This window comes from Gordonia crocea (assembly GCF_009932435.1).
GTDB classification, from domain to species: Bacteria; Actinomycetota; Actinomycetes; order Mycobacteriales; family Mycobacteriaceae; genus Gordonia; species Gordonia crocea.
Window position 1 is genome coordinate 1772006 of sequence record NZ_BJOU01000001.1, and the last position, 17869, is coordinate 1789874.

Genomic DNA, 17869 nt, shown 5'->3' on the forward strand with positions numbered 1-17869 from the left:
TTTCCCGACGGGACTTCGTCGGGAAATGCGAAGCGTGTCGGGAGGAACCGGAAACGTTGCCAGCGTGGCGTCCCAGAAATCACATGCGTCACATTTACTATCAGCATTGATGATCTCTTCACAGGCAAAGACTCGGGTTCTGGCGGTCACGGTCGCCGCCCTGGTGGGCGTGTCGCTGTCGGCCTGCGGCTCGGCGGAGGACAGTCCCCGTCGCGCCGTCGACCGGTTCCTTTCCTCGATTGCGGCTCGGGACGCGAAGGGCGCCGCGGCCCAGACCAGTAACCCCGACGCGGCCCAGCGGGCCATCGCCGACCTGTGGAGCGGACTGTCGGCGGAGGCGCTCGACGTCTCGAGTGGGAAGGTCCGCCTCTCGGTGGACAACGCCCTCGCCGACGTCACCTACACGTGGAAACTGCCGGGCAACCGTGAATGGCGCTACACCGCCCAGGTCGCCGCCAGCCGCAACGACGCCGGCTGGTCGGTGCGGTGGATGCCGACCGACCTGCACCCCGACCTCGGCGCCGACCAACAGTTGAAGTTCCGCGTCATCGAGGCGCCGCGCGCCGAAGTGAACGAGGCCGACGGCTCTCGGGTGATGGCGAACGGCACCGTCGTCGGGATCACCTTCGACGCGAAGGCAGCCCAGCGGGCCGGTGCCGAGCCGGCCGAGTCGGTCGCCGCAGCGGTCAGCGCGTTGCACCGCTTCGACCCCAAGCTCAACGCCCAGCAGATCGTCGAGACCGCGACCGCGACCGGGAAGCCGTACTCCCTCATCCGCCTGAGCCACCGCGACTTCGACCAGCTGCGCGACCGACTCGCCATCCCGGGAATCGTCGCGACGGACCAGGCCGAACTCCTTCCGACCGACCCGGGCTTCGCGCCGGCGCTGCTGACCCAGGTCCGCAAGGTGATCGGCGACCAGACCGTCGGCGCACCGGGTTGGCGCGTCGACATCGTCAACCCCAACGGATTGACCGCTGGGATCGTCGTCGACCATTCGCCCACGCCCGCACCCGCCGTCACGTTGACGCTGTCGCGCGCGGTGCAGATGGCGGCACAGCGGGCGGTCAACGCCACCGACCGGTTCAAAATCGCGATGGTCGTGATCCAACCGTCGACCGGCAACATCTTGGCCATCGCCCAGAACAAACGCGCCGACGCCGACGGCATCATCGCCACGACCGGGCTCTTCCCGCCCGGATCGACGTTCAAGATGGTGACGGCGGCCGCCGCGGTCCGGGCGAACCTGGCCCATCCGTCGACGATCGTGCCGTGCCCGGGGGAGATTCAAATCGGGCCGCGCGTGATTCCCAACTACGACAAGTTCGCTCTGGGCAACATCCCGCTCCTAGGCGCGTTCGCCCAGTCCTGCAACACCACGTTCGCCCATCTCGCCAGTCGGATGGGTCCCTCCGACCTGGCGAACCAGGCGGCCGCGATGGGGCTCGGTGCCACCTACGACATCCCCGGGTTGGCCAACGTGTCCGGCTCGGTGCCGATCGCCCCGGATCTCGTGGCGCGCAGTGAAGACGGGTTCGGGCAGGGCAAGGTGCTGGTGTCGCCGTTCGGATTGGTCTTGGTCCCGGCGACGATCGCCAACGGCGCTCCACCGGTGCCGACGCTGATCCGCGGGCGCAAGACGACGGTGTCGGGCCCCCGGCCCCACGTCGACCCCAAGATCTACGACGAGGTCAAGCCCATGATGCGCGCGGTGGTCACCGAGGGCACCGGCACCGTGGTGAACGGCCTCGGACCGATCTTCGCCAAGACCGGTGAGGCGGAGTTCGCCGGCGGGTCGCACGCGTGGTTCGCCGGATACCGCGGCGACCTCGCCTTCGCGACGCTGATCGTCGGCGGTGGGGATTCGACGCACGCCGTCGGCGTCACCCGCGACTTCTTCAACTCGCTGCCCCCCGGCTACGGCATGCGCGGTCGCCCGTAGCGACAGCGTCGCGCGGACTACAGTGGACGCCATGTCTGTTCGCGCCCCACTGGCCCCCGGCGCCGTGTCGCCGCGGCGAGCCGTGCCCGCCCATATCGTCCGGCCCGAGTACGTCGACAAGAAGACCGTCAAAGAAGGCGCCGAACCGTGGGTGCAGACCCCCGACATCATCGAACGCGTGCGCGTCGCAGGCAAGATCGCGGCCAACGCGCTCGCCGCCGCGGGGGCGGCGGTGGCACCCGGGGTCACCACCGACGAGCTCGACGGCATCGTCCACGACTATCTGATCGCCCACGACGCCTATCCGTCGACGCTGGGCTACAAGGGTTTCCCCAAGTCGTGCTGCACCTCGTTGAACGAGGTGATCTGCCACGGCATCCCGGATTCGACGGTGGTCGCCGACGGGGACATCGTCAACATCGACGTCACCGCCTACGTCGACGGTGCGCACGGCGACACCAACGCGACCTTCCTCGCCGGCAACGTCTCCCAGGAGGCGGCCGACCTCGTCGAACGGACCCGAATCGCCACCGAACGCGCCATCAAAGCGGTCAAGCCCGGTCGTGAACTCAACGTCGTCGGGCGGGTCATCGAGGCGTATGCAAACCGCTTCGGCTACAACGTGGTTCGCGATTTCACCGGGCACGGGATCGGCGAGACCTTCCACAACGGCCTCGTCGTCCTGCATTACGACCAGCCGAACGTCGAGACGGTGATGGAACCCGGCATGGTGTTCACCATCGAGCCGATGATCAACCTCGGCGGCCTGCCCTACGAGATCTGGGACGACGGCTGGACCGTCGTCACCAAGGACCGGCAGTGGACCGCGCAGTTCGAGCACACGCTGGTGGTCACCGAGGACGGCGCAGAAGTCCTGACGCTCCCCGACGACGTCTGAGGTCGCGCGTGCGCGGCGCGGTAATGATCGGCGGTACGACCAGCGACGCCGGTAAGTCGATGATCGTCGCGGGTCTGTGCCGTTTGTTGGCGCGCGAAGGCGTCCGGGTGGCGCCGTTCAAGGCCCAGAACATGTCGAACAACTCGGTCGCGACCCTCGACGGTGGCGAGATCGGCCGCGCCCAGGCCGCGCAGGCCCGCGCGGCCGGGCTGGAGCCGTCGACCCGGTACAACCCGGTCCTGCTCAAACCGGGCTCCGACCGCCACTCCCACGTCGTGGTGCGGGGCGAGACGGTGGGCACGGTCGGTGCCGCCGATTACGCGAGTTGGCGCGAACGGTTGCGCGGCGTCGTCGTCGAGGACCTGGCGTCGCTGCGCGCGGAGTTCGACGTGGTGATCGTCGAGGGGGCGGGGTCCATCGCGGAGATCAACCTGCGCGCCTCCGACATCGCGAACCTGGGCTTGGCGTCGGCGGCGTCGCTGCCGGTCGTCGTCGTCAGCGACATCGACCGGGGCGGTTCACTGGCGCACCTGTTCGGAACGACGGCGATCCTCGACCCCGACGACCAGCGGCGCGTCCGCGGCTTCCTCGTCAACAAGTTCCGCGGCGATCCGGCGCTGTTGGCGCCGGGCCTGGACCGCGTTACCGAGCTGACCGGGCGCCCGACGCTGGGCGTGATCCCGTATGAACCGCGACTGTGGCTCGATGCCGAGGACTCGCTGTCGGCGCCGATCGGCATGCGCTTGGGCCCGTCGTCGTCGGGGCCGGGGGACTCGTCGGCCGACCTGAGGGTGGCGGCGATCCGCCTCCCGCGGGTGTCGAACACCACCGACGTCGAGGCGCTCGCCGTCGAAGCGGGCGTCGAGGTGACCTGGGTCGCCGATTCGGCGACGGTCCGGACCGCCGACCTCGTCGTGCTGCCGGGAACGCGGGCCACCGTCGACGACCTGCGGTGGTTGCGCGAACGGGGAATCGACCGGGCGCTGCGCGATCGCGTCGCCGCCGGCGGGCCGCTGCTGGCGGTGTGCGGCGGGTTCCAGATGCTCGCCACGACGATTGTCGACGACGTCGAGTCGGGCAGCGGTGTGGTGGCCGGCCTGGGGATCCTGGACCAGACCATCCGATTCGCGCCGGAGAAGACGGTGCGCCGCAGCGCGGGGCGGGTGTGGGGCGAAGCGGCGGGCGGCTACGAAATCCACCACGGCGTCGTCGCAGAGACCGCCGAACCGCCGTGGCTCATCGTCGACGGCGGTGGTGGTGAGGGCGTCGAGCGCGGGGCGCTGTGGGGGACGCATTGGCACGGCCTCCTGGAGAACGACGGGGTGCGCCGGGAGCTGTTGACCCGGGTGGCGGCGGCGCGCGGGCGCGACTTCCGGCACGGTGGGGCATCCTTCGCCGCGGTGCGCGCCGAGCAGTTCGACGTGATCGCCGACCTGCTCGATGCCCACCTCGATCGTGCGGCCTTCACCGCGGTGATCGAGGGCCGCGACGAGGATCCGCCGGTGATCACCCACGCATTGGGTGCAGAACCGTCGGCGTGAGGTCGTTCACCGATACGGTGAACCCATGACGACGACGAAGAGTCAGATCACCCTTGGCGACCTCACTTTCGACGTGGCGGTCGGTGGCCCGGCCGACGGTGAGCCGGTCTTGTTGCTGCACGGCTTCCCCCACAACAGCGGCAGCTACGACGGCGTGGTCGGGTTGTTGCACGACGCGGGGTTGCACACAATCACGTTTGACCAGCGCGGCTACAGCCCGGGCGCACGGCCGGCGGGGGTCGAGCCGTACGGCATCGACCACCTCGTCGGCGATGCCCTGGGGGTTCTGGACGCGCTGGGGGTCGAGCGCTGCCTGCTCGTCGGGCACGATTGGGGCGGGATTCTCGGGTGGCAGCTTGCCGCCCGCCATCCCGAGAGGTTCACCGGATATGTGGCCGTGAGCACCGGGCATTCGTCGGCGATCGCCGGGGCGTTGCGGTCGGGCAGCGATCAGCGCGAACGGTCGTCGTACATCGCGGCCTTCATCGCCGACGGCGCCGAAGAGAAATTGTTGGCGCGCAATGCCGTGCTGCTGCGCCGGACCTGCCCGCGTGAGGCGGTCCCGCCGCTCCAGGAACCGGGGGCACTGACGGCCGCGCTCAACTGGTACCGCGCGACCTTCAACGGCGATATCGCCGAGAAGCTCAGCGGTGGCCGGGTGACCATCCCGACGACGATGGTGTGGAGCGACGGCGACACCGCGCTGGGTCGCGAACAGGCGGAGGGCAGCGGGGAGTTCGTCGACGCGGACTACCGCTTCGTCGAGCTGTCCGGCGTCGATCACTGGGTGCCCGAGAAGGCGCCGGAAGCGTTGGCAGCGGCCATCATCGACCGGGCGGGCGCCGGGCGATAGGCCTGCTTCGGCCCGACGAGGGCCCAGTCGGCGAGATCGAGGGCCCAGTCGGCGAGATCGAGGGCCCAGTCGGCGTCAGGTCGGGGCGACCGTCTTCTTCGGCGGCGTCGCGGCGGCGGCCTTCTTCGCGGCTGCCTTCGCCGTCGGCGGCCGCAAGCCGGTGGCCAGCCATGCCTCGACCTCGGCGTAGGCCTGCTCGCGGACCGAGGGCAGCGAGAGGAACACGTCGTGGCGCGCGTCGGGGATCGGCACGGACGTCAACCGCCCGCCGAGGCAGCCGGCCCAGCGGGCCATGTGCGACACGTCGAGCACGGCGTCGGCGCGGTCGGTGCGCGACGAATACTGCTTGGCGAAGTAGGACTTGTCCGAGCGCAGCACGAGCGCCGGAACGGCGATGTCCAACCCGGCCTGCAACAGCGCGTGGCCGTTGCGGATCGCCCGGATCCAGCCGAAGGTGACCGGGAAACCGCCGAGCGGCTTGAAGTCCAGGTTGTACTTCCACTCGCCGTGGCGGCTCTCGTGGATGCTGTCGCCGTACGCGGGGGACAGGTCCTGGGGCAGCACGGTCAGACCGCGCGTGATGCCGACGCTGCGGATGACCGCGGTGACTGCGGGAGAGCGCATCGCGGCCCGGCCCTGCAGGTCGAGCCACGGGCTGTTGAGGACCAGCCCGCCGATGAGGCTGTGGCGGGTGGGGTCGAGGCGGCGCAGCCGGTCGATCCACAGCGGCGCGATCAGCCCGCCGGTGGAATGCGCCCCGACGATGATCTTCGGATCGTCCGCGCCGGCGCCGATCCCGACCTCTTCGGCGATCACGTCGACGGCGAGGCCGAGCTCGACGTCGTAGAGCGAGAGGTCGGTGACGTAGTGCGCGGTCTGGCCGTCCCGCCGGGAACGCCCGCATTTGCGCAGGTCGATCGCATAGAAGCGGTAGCCTTGGGAGACGAAGAAATCGGCGAGCGGTTCGTGGAAGAAATAGTCGGTGAACCCGTGGATGTAGAGCACCGCGCCCTTGGTGGTGCGCGGGGATTTGGGGGCCCGGATCAACGTGGCGCTGACGGGGGCTTCGCCATCGGGGTCGGCGCCCAGCTCGAAGACCCGCTGCGAGTAGCCCGCGAGCTCGGTGTCGGGCTGCCATTCGGTGGTTTCAGTCACGATTGCCGATCGTAGCCGGGGTCACGATCGGATGTGGTTTAAGCGCAATCAGGTCGGCCGGTATCGGCTTCGGATTCCCGATGGGGAACAATGTTCGGGTAACCGTGAGAAATGGAGTGTTCGTGTCTGCATCGGTGGTCAAGACAGACGTCGTGTTGGTGGGAGCCGGGATCATGAGCGCCACGCTCGGTGCCCTGCTGCGCCAGTTGGAACCCACGTGGTCCATCACGCTGTTCGAGAAGCTCGACGCGGCGGCCGCGGAGAGTTCGGACCCGTGGAACAACGCCGGCACCGGACACTCGGCGCTGTGCGAGCTGAACTACACGCCGCGCTCGGCTGACGGCGACGTCAACATCGACAAGGCGCTGTCGATCAACGAGCAGTTCCAGGTGTCCCGGCAGTTCTGGGCCCACGCGGTGGACCAGGGGATCCTCACGAACCCGAGCGAGTTCATCAACCCCATTCCGCACGTCAGCTACACCCAGGGCTCCGAGGGTGTGGACTACCTGCGCACCCGGTACGACAGGCTGTCGCGCCAGACCCTGTTCGAGGGCATGGAGTTCATCACCGACCCCGGTGAGTTCGCCGAGCGCCTGCCGTTGATGGCGGCCGGCCGCGACTACGACACCCCGGTCGCGCTGAACTGGTACGAGGACGGCACCGACGTCGACTTCGGTGCGCTGACCCAGCAGCTGATCAACTTCGTCGGCGGCGGCGCCGACGTGTTCTTCGGGCACTCGGTCACCAACCTGTCCAAGCAGCGCGACGGCAGCTGGATCGTGACGGTCCGCAACGAGCACACCGGCGAGAAGCGCAAGGTGAACGCCAAGTTCGTCTTCGTCGGCGCGGGCGGCGGCGCGCTGCACCTGCTGCAGCGGTCGGGGATCAAGGAGGCCAAGGGCTTCGGCGGCTTCCCGGTCAGCGGCGAGTTCCTCCGCTGCACCAACCCCGAGCTGATCGCCGAGCACAGCGCCAAGGTGTACGGCCAGGCCGCCGTCGGCGCACCCCCGATGTCGGTGCCCCACTTGGACACCCGCGTCATCAACCACGAGCAGGGCCTGTTGTTCGGCCCGTACGCCGGTTGGTCGCCGAAGTTCCTCAAGAACGGCTCCATCACCGACCTTCCCTTCTCGGTGCGCCCGTCGAACCTGCTGCCGATGGTCTCGATCGCGCCGAAGGAGTTCGGCCTGCTCAAGTACCTGATCAGCGAGCTCGCGGCCAGTCCCGCCGACCGGATCGAGACGCTGCGCGCCTTCGTGCCCGAGGCCCTCGGCGACGACTGGGAGGCGATCACCGCCGGCCAGCGCGTCCAGGTCATCCGCGGCAGCGGCGTGTCCGGGGCCCTCGAGTTCGGCACCGCCGTCGTCGCGGCCGCCGATGGGACGATGGCCGGTCTGCTGGGCGCCTCGCCCGGTGCGTCGACCGCGGTTCCGGCGATGCTGGACGTGCTGAGCAAGTGCTTCGGCGACCTGTATGAGACCGCCTGGGCGCCCAAGCTCGGCGAGATGATCCCGTCCTTCGGCAAGCCGCTGAGCGACAACCCGACCCTGTTCAAGGAAGTCTGGGACTGGACCTCGAAGAGCCTCGAACTCACCGGGGCGTCGGCCAAGGCGTAACACGACGATGTCGGCCGAGGTGGTGATCCGCTATCCGTTCAGCGCCGTCGTCGGCCAGGAACGGCTGAAACTGGCCCTGATCCTGTCGGCCATCGCGCCGGGCATCGGCGGCGTCCTCGTGCGCGGCGAGAAGGGGACGGCCAAGACGACGGTCGTCCGCGGTCTGGGCCCGCTGCTGCCGGGCGGATCCGCCCGGGTCGTCGAGTTGCCGATCGGTGCGACCGAGGACCGGGTCGTCGGGTCGCTGGACCTGACCCGCGCCCTGCGCGACGGGGAGGCCGTGTTCACCCCCGGACTGCTGGCCCAGGCCGACGGCGGGGTCCTCTACATCGATGAGGTGAACCTGCTCGCCGACCACCTGGTCGACGTGCTCCTCGACGCGGCCGCCTCGGGCCGGGTGACCGTCGAGCGCGACGGCGTCTCGCACACCCAGGACGCCGGTTTCGTCCTCGTCGGCACGATGAACCCCGAGGAAGGTGAGCTGCGGCCGCAGCTGCTGGACCGCTTCGGGTTGGCGGTGGACGTCACCGCCCCCGCCGACGTCGACGACCGGGTCGCCGTCGTGTCCCGGCGCATGGCCTTCGACGCCGATCCGGCCGGGTTTGCCGCCTCCTACGCCGAGGCCGAGCAGACGCTGGCCGATCGGATCGCGGCTGCCCGGGCGCGGGTGGCACGAGTGGAACTGCCCGCCGCCCAACTGCGGCGGATCGCCGGAATCTGCGCGCACCTGCAGGTGGACGGATTGCGCGGCGACCTTGTCGTCGCCCGCGCCGCCGCGGCCCACGCGGCTTGGCGGGGCGGCGAAGCGATCACCGAAGACGACATCGCCGTCGCGGTCGAGTTGGCGCTGCCGCATCGGCGTCGGCGCGATCCGTTCGACACCGGCGGCGTCGATGACGAACTGATGTCACAGGCGATGGCGGCCGGCGACGAGGCCGCCGAGGCCGAGCCGGATCCCGACCCCGACCCCGATGGCGGTCCCGGTGGTGGGGCACCGTCGGGCGACGGTGCGGGTCCTGAAGGCTCCGGTGACGGTCGCGCGGCCGACGGTGACGCCGCCGGGCCGGACCCGGGCGAGGGATCCTCTGGCGACGGTGAGTCGGGCGTGGACGCGCGCCGATTCGGTACCGCCGCGCAGCGCTTCACTGCGGCGACCCGGTTGCGGTCGATGGCGGTTTCCGGCATCGGCGACGGCGATCCCGGGCGCAGATCCCGTTCGCGCAGCGTGCGCGGCCACACCACCCGTGCCGTCGACTTCGGGCCGGGAACTCCGGTCCATCTGTTCGGGACCACCCTGGCCGCCGCCCAGCGCCTCGTCGGCGACCCGGCCGCATCCGGCGCGTGGCGCGCCACCGGCCGCAGTCCGGTCCGGGTCGACGACCTGCGCGGTGCCGAGCGCGAGGGGACCGAGGGCAACCTCGTCGTCTTCGTCCTCGACCTGTCCGGCTCGATGACGGCGCGCGAGCGGCTGCGGGCCCTCACCGAGGCGTGTGTGGCCCTGCTGCGCGATTCCTACACGCGCCGCGACCGCGTCGCCGTGGTGGTCGCACGCGGATCGTCGGCGCGGGTCGTCGTGCCGCCGACCCGATCGGTCGACCTGGCGGTGTCACGGCTGTCGGACCTGCGGGTCGGCGGGCGCACCCCGCTGGCCGAGGGCCTGCTGACCGCGCGCGAACTGATCGACCGCGCGCGGGTGCGCGAGCCCCGTCGGCGCCCGCTGCTCGCCGTGCTCACCGACGGCCGCGCGACGTCGGGACCCGACGCGGTGGCGCGGGCGAACGCCGCGGCGCGGGCGGTCCGGCGCAGCGGAATCGAGTCGGTGGTGATCGACTGTGAGCGCGGGATGATCCGCCTCGGATTGGCCGCCGAACTCGCGCACCGGCTCGGTGGTCGGCACGTCCCGATGGCCGAGGTCACCGGGACGGCGATCCGCGGTGCGCTGGGCACGGCGCGGACCGCGGTGGCGTAGCGTCGGGGCCATGCCCAAAGGAGTCCCGACGACCATCCCCGACGACGGTCTCACCACCCGCCAACGCCGCAACGCACCCCTGCTCGGAGTCAACACCGGGGACGGCAAGGGCAAGTCGACGGCGGCGTTCGGAATGGCCATGCGCGCCTGGAATGCGGGGCTGGACGTAGTGGTGTTCCAGTTCGTCAAAAGCGCCAAATGGCGCGTCGGCGAGGAGGCGGCGCTGAGTGCGCTCGGCGACGTGCACGAGTCCACCGGCGCGGGGGCCCCGGTGTCCTGGTTCAAGATGGGCAGCGGCTGGTCGTGGTTGCGCGCCAACGACTCTGGGGAGGACGACCACGCCCAGGCGGCACGCGACGGTTGGCAGGAGATCGCCCGCCGCCTCGCCGCGCAGGAGCACGACTTCTATGTCCTCGACGAGTTCACCTACCCGCTGGACTGGGGCTGGATCGACGTCGACGAGGTGGTGGCGACGCTGCGCGACCGGCCCGGCCGCCAGCACGTGATCATCACCGGCCGCCGTGCCCCGGCGGCCTTGATCGAGGCCGCCGACCTGGTCACCGAGATGCGCAAGGTGAAGCACCCGATGGATGCCGGGCGCAAGGGGCAGAAGGGGATCGAGTGGTAGTGGCGCGGGTGGCCGGCCGATGAGTGGCGTCCCGGCCGTGGTCATCGCCGCGCCGGCGTCGGGCAGCGGCAAGACCACCGTGACCACCGGGCTGATCGGCGCACTGAGCGCCGCCGGGCGCACCGTCGCGCCGTTCAAGGTGGGCCCGGACTACATCGACCCCGGCTACCACGCCCTGGCCTCGGGCCGCCCCGGGCGCAACCTGGACCCCAACCTGGTGGGGGAGCCGCTCGTCCCGGCCCTGTTCGCCGCGGGGAGCGTGGGCGCCGACATCGCCGTCGTCGAGGGGGTCATGGGGTTGTTCGACGGTCGGATCACCCCGGATTCGCCGGCCGGCGGCTTCGGTTCGACCGCACACGTCGCCGCGCTGTTGGGTGCCCCGGTGGTCCTCGTCGTCGACGCGGCCGGGCACAGCCAATCGGTGGCCGCACTGCTGCACGGGTTCATCGGATTCGACCCCGGGATCCGGATCGCCGGAGTGATCCTCAACCGGGTCGGGTCGGACCGGCACGAAGAGGTCTTGCGGGCCGCGGCGGAATCGGTCGGGCTGCCGGTCCTGGGGGTGCTGCGCCGCGACGACGCGCTGGCGGTGCCCTCCCGACACCTGGGGTTGATCCCGGCAGCGGAGCGCTCGCCGCAGGCACGGGCGGCAGTGGACGCGATGACCGCGCTGGTCGGGGCGTCGGTGGACGTCGAGGCGGTGGCCGCCGTCGCGGGCGCCGGCCCCGTCGTCGAGGCGTGGTCGGCGGTCGACGCGGTGGGGGACCCGGTGGCCGGGCGACCGGTGGTGGCCGTGGCCTCGGGCGCGGCGTTCACCTTCGGCTATCCCGAGCATGCCGAGTTGTTGGCGGCGGCAGGCGCACGGGTCGTCGAGTTCGATCCGCTGTCGGACACGCTGCCCGACGACACCGCCGCGCTCGTGATCGGCGGCGGGTTCCCCGAGGAGCACGCCGAATCGTTGAGTGCCAACGCACCGCTGCGCGCCGCGGTGCGCGCCCACGTCGACGCCGGTCGGCCGGTGCACGCCGAATGCGCGGGCTACCTGTACCTGACTTCGGGGGTCGTGCGGGACGGCCGCACCGGCCCCGCGCTGGCCGGGGCGCTGCCGGTCACCGCCGAGTTCGGCCCGCGGCTGTGCCTGGGCTACCGCGACGGTGTCGCCCTGGCCGATTCGGTGCTGTACCGGGCGGGGGACCGCGTCACCGGGCACGAGTTCCACCGCAGCACCGTCGAGGCGGGACCGGCCCCGGCGTGGGGGTGGCAGGCCGACGGGGCCCGGGTGGACGGCCACCTGTACCGCGGGGTGCACGCCTCGTTCCTCCATGTGCATCCGGCCGCGGTACCGAGGGCGATCGCCAGATTCGTCGCCGCGGCGGCGGGAACGAAGGACTGATGGACAACCCGATATCGGCCAACCTGGACCACCTGCACGCCACGCTCAACACCCTGGCCCGACACAGCCTCCGCCCCGACAAGGCCCGCGACCTGCTCGAGTCCGTTCTCGTGGTCAGCCAGGGGCTCGACCTCGACGAGGCGCTGCAGCGGATCGTCGACGTCGCCGCCCGCGTCCTCGACGCCCGCTACGTGGCGCTCGGCGTCCGCGCCGCCGACGGCGGCCTGCGGGAATTCGTCTACACCGGCATCAGTCCCGAGGTGCGGGCCACCATGGGCTCGCTACCGCACGGACGCGGCGTCCTCGGCCTGCTCATCAACGAGCCGCAGGTCCTGCGGATCACCGACCTGTCCACCCATCCGTCGTCGGTGGGCTTCCCGCCGAACCATCCGCCGATGCACAGCTTCCTCGGTGCGCCGATCCTCATCCGCGGCGAGGTGTTCGGCAGCATCTATCTGACCGAGAAGCGGACCGCCGACTCCTTCTCCGCCGTCGACGAGGCGCTCATCGGGGTGTTGGCGGTGGCCGCGGGCATCGCCGTGGACAACGCCCGCGGATTCGAGCGCGCGCGGATCCGGCACACCTGGATGGAGTTGATCGCCCGCCGCGGTGCCGAGCCGCTGGCCGGGGTCAGCCTGGTGGCGAACCTCAACAACATCTGCGCCGACGTGGCCGAACTGACCGAGGCGCGTGCGGTGTACGTCTACCAGACCGAGGACTCCGCGGCGACGCTGCGCGCCAACTCGGGATGGCCGGGCACCGTCGACGCGGTCCGCCTCGGCGAGACGATCACCGAGTCGGCGCAGCTGCGCGTCCTGCCCGACGACGAGGTACCCGGGTGGGGTGACCGCGACGACGGTTGGGTCACCATCGTGCCGCTGGTGCGCGGCCCCTGGGTGTACGGCGCCATCGTGATCCACCAGGACGTCAAGCCCGACTGGGAGGCCGAGGAGCGCTCCGGCCTCGCCGGCGTGGCCGAGGTCGCCTCGCTGGCCATCGCCTATGCCGAGCGGCGGGAGATGGGCCGCCGGTTGGAGGTCCTGGAGGACCGCCACCGGATCGCCCGGGACCTCCACGACCACGTCATCCAGCGGCTCTTCGCCATGGGGCTGACCCTGCAGGCGCTGACCGTGGCCCGCGACGGCGACGACGACGCCGACGGCGGGCTCTCGGCCCAGATGCAGCATGAGCGCCTCACCCAGGTCCTCAACGACCTCGACGGCACAATCGCGCAGATCCGCACGTCGATCTTCGACCTGCAGACCGCCGACCCGTCGCGCACCCCGACGCTGCGCCGTCGCGTGCTCGCCGTCGTCGGACAGGTCTCCGGGCACGCCGAGGTCACCCCGATGGTGCGGTTCGACGGGCCGGTCGACACCGTCGTCATCCCGGAACTGGCCAGCCACGTCGACGCGGTGGTCCGCGAGGGGATCAGCAACGCGCTGCGGCACTCCGGCGCCGATCGGATCGAGGTGCGCGTGGTGGCCGAGCCCCGGGCGGGCGAACTGATCGTCGAAATCACCGACGACGGTCGCGGCATCACCCCCGGGGTGCGCCGCAGCGGGTTGGAGAACCTGCGGATGCGCGCCCAGGAGTGGGAGGGCGAGTTCTCCGTCGGCCCCGGGCTCAACGGCCGCGGCACCCGGTTGGTCTGGCAGGTACCGCTCGTCGAGCGCAAAACCGACTAACTCCGATTGGTCATCGGCGCTTGTGCCGAGGTCTGTGACCACCTGGCGACAGCAGACCTCGGCATAGTGGGTGGTCGGGCGGAATCGCTCAGCCGGGGGCACTCATGAGTCGCGCTGGGAGGCCTTCGTCGCCAGGACCGCGACCTGCGTGCGGCTGGACAGGTCGAGCTTGGCCAGGATCCGGGTCACGTTGTTCTTGATCGTCTTCTCCGCCAGGTGCATGCGCTTGGCGATCAGGCGGTTGGTGAGCCCCTCGCCGATCAGGTCGACGATTTCGCGCTCGCGGTCGGTGAGCTTGGCGAACGGATCACCGGGGCCGGTGCTGCGGCCCCGCAGGCGTTCCATCAGGGCGGCGGTGCTGCGCTGGTCGAGCAGGTTGCCGCCGGCGGCGACGGTGCGCACCGCCGAAACCAGGTTCTGGCCGAGGATCTGCTTGAGCACAAAGCCCGACGCGCCGGCCATGACGGCGGCCAGCAGCGCGTCGTCGTCGGCGTAGCTGGTCAGCATCAGACAGTGCGTATCCGGGCACCGGGACCGCACCTCGCGGCACAGTTCGACGCCGGACCCGTCGGGCAGTCGGACGTCGAGGACGGCCACATCCGGCGGGTCGTTGGTGATACCGACGAGCGCCTCGGCCACATTGGCCGCCTCACCGATCACCGTGATGTCGCCGGCGGTGCCGAGAAGGTCGCGCAAACCGCGTCGGACCAGCTCGTGATCGTCGACGATGAAGACGCGGACCGAGGATTGGGGCATGCCCAAACGGTACCTGGGTCCCGTCCGATTCGGGACGCATGTCGCATGCGTGTGAGGACTTTAGCCTCATGAGATCCGACACGTCTGCAGGCAGGGTCGTGGGTATGACCGCAATAGACGTCAACGCCCTGACCGAGAAGATGAGCGGCTCGGACCTTTTGACCGAACTGGAGCCGGCCGCGTCCGCGGAAGTCAACCGGCACATGAAGGTCGCCGTCGACTGGAACCCGCACGACTACGTGCCGTGGGACGAGGGGCGCAACTTCGCCTTCCTCGGCGGCGTGGATTGGGACCCGACGCAGTCCGAGCTCTCCGAGACGGCGAAGGCCGCGATGATCACCAACTTGCTGACCGAGGACAACCTCCCGTCCTACCACCGGGTGATCGCGAAGAACTTCTCCCTCGACGACGCCTGGGGCTTCTGGGTGGGGCGGTGGACCGCAGAGGAGGCGCGCCACTCGATCGTCATGCGCGACTACCTCGTCGTCACCCGCGGCGTCGACCCGGTCGAGCTGGAAAACACCCGCATGATCCACATGACCCACGGCTACGACCCGCTCGACCACGCCCGCGCCGTGCACCACCTCGACCCCGCCTTCGAGGGGAACACCGCCTTCGAGATGCTGCTGTCGGTCACCTACGTCAGCTTCCAGGAACTGGCCACCCGGGTCAGCCACCGCAACACCGGCAAGGCCTGCGGCGACCCGATCGCCGACCGCATGCTGCAGCGCGTCGCCGCCGACGAGAACCTGCACATGATGTTCTACCGCAACATCGTCTCCGCGGCGCTCGACGTGGTGCCGGACCTGGCGATGACGGCGATCTACTCGATCGTGTCGAACTTCGCGATGCCCGGCGCCACCATGCCGAACTTCCGCCGCAACGCGGTGCTCATCGCCAAGGACGGGATCTACGACCTCCCGCAGCACCGCTCCGAGGTCCTCAAACCGGTCCTGCGGAAATGGCGGATCTTCGAGCGCGACGACTTCGGCCCGGTCGGCCAGTATTACCGCGAGCAGTTGGCGGCCTTCCTGAACGACCTCGACGAGAAGGTCGACAAGTTCGAGGCCGCGCGCGACCGCGCCCTGCAGCGGATGCAGGCCAAGGCCGACCGGGAGAAGGCGGCCCGATGACCGTCATCGACACCCCGCCCGGCGCGGCCGTGCCGATCCCCGGCTTCGACACCGCGATCACCATGGCCGAGGCCGCCGCCTGCGACAACCCGACCTGGTGGAACGACGTCCGCAACCGGACCCACGACGCCGACGTCGGCTATGCGAGTTCGGTGCTGCTGGCCGAGTTCATCCGCCACCACGCCCATGTGCACGGCGTCCCGGTGAGCGATATCTGGGCCCGGATCCGCGCCACCGGCGAATTGCCGATCTGACCCGCCGCCCGTCGTACGGTCATTGTCGGCGCGCCGGTAAAGTTGTCGGCTATGGCAGCTGACGACCGACCCGACCCGCGGCACTATCTGGCCGGCTTGAACCTGGCCGGGCGACGGGTCGTCGTGGTCGGCGGCGGCTCGGTCGCCCAGCGCCGCCTGCCCAACCTGTTGGCGGCCGGCGCCCGGGTCGTCGTGGTCGCGACCGACCCGACCCCGGCGGTGGAGTCCAATCCCCGTATCGAGGTGATCCGCCGCCCCTACGCCGAGGGAGACCTCGAGGGGGCCTGGTACGCGATGGCGTGCACCGACGATCCCGCGGTCAACGAGGCGGTCGTCGACGAGGCGACGCGCCGGCGGGTTTTCTGCGTGCGCGCCGACGAGGCCCGGCAGGGGACCGCGGTGACCCCGGCCAGCGGTCGCGCCGGCGGCCTGACCGTCGGGGTGCTCGCCTCGGGCGACCACCGGCGCTCGGCGCGGGTGCGCGACCAGCTCATGGCCGCCCTGGACACCGCCGCGGCCGTCGAACCGCTGCCCGCCGAACCACATGCGCCGGGCGTGGCGCTGGTCGGCGGCGGACCCGGCGACGCCGACCTCATCACCGTCCGCGGCCGGGCGCTGTTGTCCCGCGCCGACGTGGTCGTCGCCGATCGGCTCGCGCCGGCCGAACTGCTTGCCGCCCTCGGGCCCGACGTGGAGATCATCGACGCCGCCAAGGTGCCCTACGGCCGCGCGATGCGCCAGGAGATCATCAACGACATCCTCGTCGACCGGGCCACGGCCGGAAAGTTCGTCGTCCGCCTCAAGGGCGGGGACCCGTACGTCTACGGCCGCGGCTTCGAGGAGTTGCAGGCCTGCGTCGCCGCGGGTGTGGCGGTCACCGTCGTCCCCGGGGTGACCAGCGCGATCAGCGCGCCGGCGCTGGCCGGGATCCCGGTGACCCATCGCGGCGTCACCCATGAGGTGGTCGTGGTGTCGGGGCACGTCCGCCCCGACCACCCGGATTCGCTGACCGACTGGTCGGCGCTGGCCCGGCTGCGCGGCACGATCGTGCTGATGATGGGCGTGGAACGCCTCGACGCGTTCGCCGATGCGCTCCTGGCCGGTGGTCGGGACCCGCAGACCCCGGTGGCGATGATCGAGAACGCCTCGCTGCCCACCCAGCGCCTGCTGCGCGCCGATCTGGAACACGCCGCGCAGGTCGCCGCCGACGAGAAGCTGGCACCGCCGGCCATCGTGGTGATCGGTGCGGTCGCCGGATTCACCGAGGGGGAGGCGGCCGCCCTACATCAGGCGAAGAACGCCGATGCCGATCAGTAGGACCGACACCAGATAGCCGGCCCCCAGGACGACGGCCTCCTTGTTGGCCCGCGCAACGTCGAAGCCGCGGCTGATGAAGGAGTCCGGCGCGCGGCGCACCAGCGCCAACAGCAGGGCGGCGAGAATCGGCAGACTCAACGCGACGGTCGCATAGAGGAACAGTCCCAGGTAGCGCTGGAGCGGGGGCACCTCGCTGGCCGAGAGCACGGCCAGGCCCGCGAAGAACGGGACCGACGTCACCGACTGAATCACGCCGAGGACGATGCCGACGAGCACGGTCAGCGGTGACGGGGAGCGCAACGGTTCCAAGATCCGGTTGATCAGTGCCGACGAGTCGCCGCCGCGGATGGTGAGGACCATGGTGGCGACACCGGCGAGGATCAACAGGACGCCGAAGAGCGGGGAATCGACGATGTGCTTGACGAATTCGCCGAGACCGTCGAAAGCCAGCAGCACGACCAGCGCCGTCCCGAGCACACCGAGCCAGTCGCCGAATACGAGCAGTGCGGCCACCGGGCCGTAGCGCCCCTTGGCCGACATCATCGCCAGCGCCACGAGCACACCGATGAGGAGGACGTTCACCGCGTCGACAAACGCGTAGGCGAGGGCGTGGAGCATTCGGTGTTGCTCTCCGATCCTCGTCAGTCGTCGATGGTGGGCGTCGATGGGGCGGCGGATTGCCCGGCAAGAGTCTAACGTCCCGGGCGCCGGCGACCGGCACCGGTG

General features: G+C 70.6%; 15 protein-coding genes. 12 read left to right on the forward strand and 3 right to left on the reverse strand.

The window, feature by feature from the left end; all coding sequences use genetic code 11:
• Positions 1-109 precede the first annotated feature (109 nt).
• Genes nbrcactino_RS08365 through nbrcactino_RS08380 form a run of 4 tightly spaced genes read left to right on the forward strand, consistent with a single transcriptional unit; the run spans position 110 to position 5234 of the window.
• The gene (locus nbrcactino_RS08365) at positions 110-1942 is read left to right on the forward strand and encodes a penicillin-binding transpeptidase domain-containing protein (RefSeq protein WP_161926938.1); all 1833 of its coding nucleotides are present in this window, start codon (positions 110-112) and stop codon (positions 1940-1942) included.
• A gap of 31 nt (positions 1943-1973) precedes the next feature.
• Entirely contained in the window at positions 1974-2840 is an 867-nt protein-coding gene (gene map / locus nbrcactino_RS08370) for a type I methionyl aminopeptidase (protein ID WP_161926939.1), read from the forward strand.
• A 23-nt stretch (positions 2841-2863) separates the two neighbouring features.
• A complete protein-coding gene (locus nbrcactino_RS08375; RefSeq protein ID WP_161927665.1) occupies positions 2864-4381 on the forward strand; it encodes a cobyric acid synthase in 1518 nt (505 codons plus the stop codon).
• Positions 4382-4406: 25 nt separating this feature from the next.
• Positions 4407-5234 (forward strand): alpha/beta fold hydrolase, encoded by an 828-nt coding sequence (locus tag nbrcactino_RS08380; RefSeq protein WP_161926940.1) that lies wholly within the window; start codon positions 4407-4409, stop codon positions 5232-5234.
• A gap of 75 nt (positions 5235-5309) precedes the next feature.
• Here the strand turns inward: nbrcactino_RS08380 and nbrcactino_RS08385 are convergent, their stop codons facing one another.
• Entirely contained in the window at positions 5310-6389 is a 1080-nt protein-coding gene (locus nbrcactino_RS08385) for an alpha/beta hydrolase (RefSeq protein ID WP_161926941.1), read from the reverse strand.
• Between the two features lie 80 nt (positions 6390-6469).
• Here nbrcactino_RS08385 and mqo point away from each other — a divergent pair, with 80 nt between their 5' ends.
• Genes mqo through nbrcactino_RS08410 form a run of 5 tightly spaced genes read left to right on the forward strand, consistent with a single transcriptional unit; the run spans position 6470 to position 13683 of the window.
• Positions 6470-8005, forward strand: coding sequence for a malate dehydrogenase (quinone) (gene mqo / locus nbrcactino_RS08390; RefSeq protein WP_371864509.1), 1536 nt, complete (start codon positions 6470-6472; stop codon positions 8003-8005).
• Positions 8006-8012: 7 nt separating this feature from the next.
• Entirely contained in the window at positions 8013-9974 is a 1962-nt protein-coding gene (locus nbrcactino_RS08395) for a VWA domain-containing protein (RefSeq protein ID WP_161926943.1), read from the forward strand.
• A 10-nt stretch (positions 9975-9984) separates the two neighbouring features.
• Positions 9985-10602, forward strand: coding sequence for a cob(I)yrinic acid a,c-diamide adenosyltransferase (gene cobO, locus nbrcactino_RS08400; protein WP_161926944.1), 618 nt, complete (start codon positions 9985-9987; stop codon positions 10600-10602).
• 19 nt (positions 10603-10621) lie between these two features.
• Complete coding sequence (locus nbrcactino_RS08405; protein WP_161926945.1) at positions 10622-11995, forward strand: cobyrinic acid a,c-diamide synthase CobB; 1374 nt, start codon at positions 10622-10624, stop codon at positions 11993-11995.
• Positions 11995-13683, forward strand: a complete 1689-nt coding sequence (locus nbrcactino_RS08410) for a sensor histidine kinase (protein ID WP_161926946.1) — start codon at positions 11995-11997, stop codon at positions 13681-13683. The genes nbrcactino_RS08405 and nbrcactino_RS08410 overlap by 1 nt, the downstream gene beginning before the upstream one ends.
• Before the next feature lie 102 nt (positions 13684-13785).
• Here nbrcactino_RS08410 and nbrcactino_RS08415 read toward each other — a convergent pair whose 3' ends face one another.
• Complete coding sequence (locus nbrcactino_RS08415) at positions 13786-14439, reverse strand: response regulator (RefSeq protein WP_161926947.1); 654 nt, start codon at positions 14437-14439, stop codon at positions 13786-13788.
• Positions 14440-14543: 104 nt separating this feature from the next.
• Between nbrcactino_RS08415 and nbrcactino_RS08420 the strand changes: the two genes are divergently transcribed.
• From nbrcactino_RS08420 to cobA, 3 genes are read left to right on the forward strand one after another with little or no spacing between them, the layout of a single operon-like run.
• Entirely contained in the window at positions 14544-15572 is a 1029-nt protein-coding gene (locus nbrcactino_RS08420; protein ID WP_161926948.1) for an acyl-ACP desaturase, read from the forward strand.
• On the forward strand, positions 15569-15826 hold the full coding sequence (locus tag nbrcactino_RS08425; RefSeq protein ID WP_161926949.1) for a hypothetical protein: 258 nt from the start codon (positions 15569-15571) through the stop codon (positions 15824-15826). The genes nbrcactino_RS08420 and nbrcactino_RS08425 overlap by 4 nt, the downstream gene beginning before the upstream one ends.
• A 51-nt stretch (positions 15827-15877) precedes the next feature.
• Entirely contained in the window at positions 15878-17143 is a 1266-nt protein-coding gene (gene cobA, locus nbrcactino_RS08430; RefSeq protein WP_161926950.1) for a uroporphyrinogen-III C-methyltransferase, read from the forward strand.
• Here the strand turns inward: cobA and nbrcactino_RS08435 are convergent.
• Entirely contained in the window at positions 17108-17761 is a 654-nt protein-coding gene (locus nbrcactino_RS08435; RefSeq protein WP_161926951.1) for a hypothetical protein, read from the reverse strand. The genes cobA and nbrcactino_RS08435 overlap by 36 nt on opposite strands.
• Between the last annotated feature and the right edge of the window lie 108 nt (positions 17762-17869).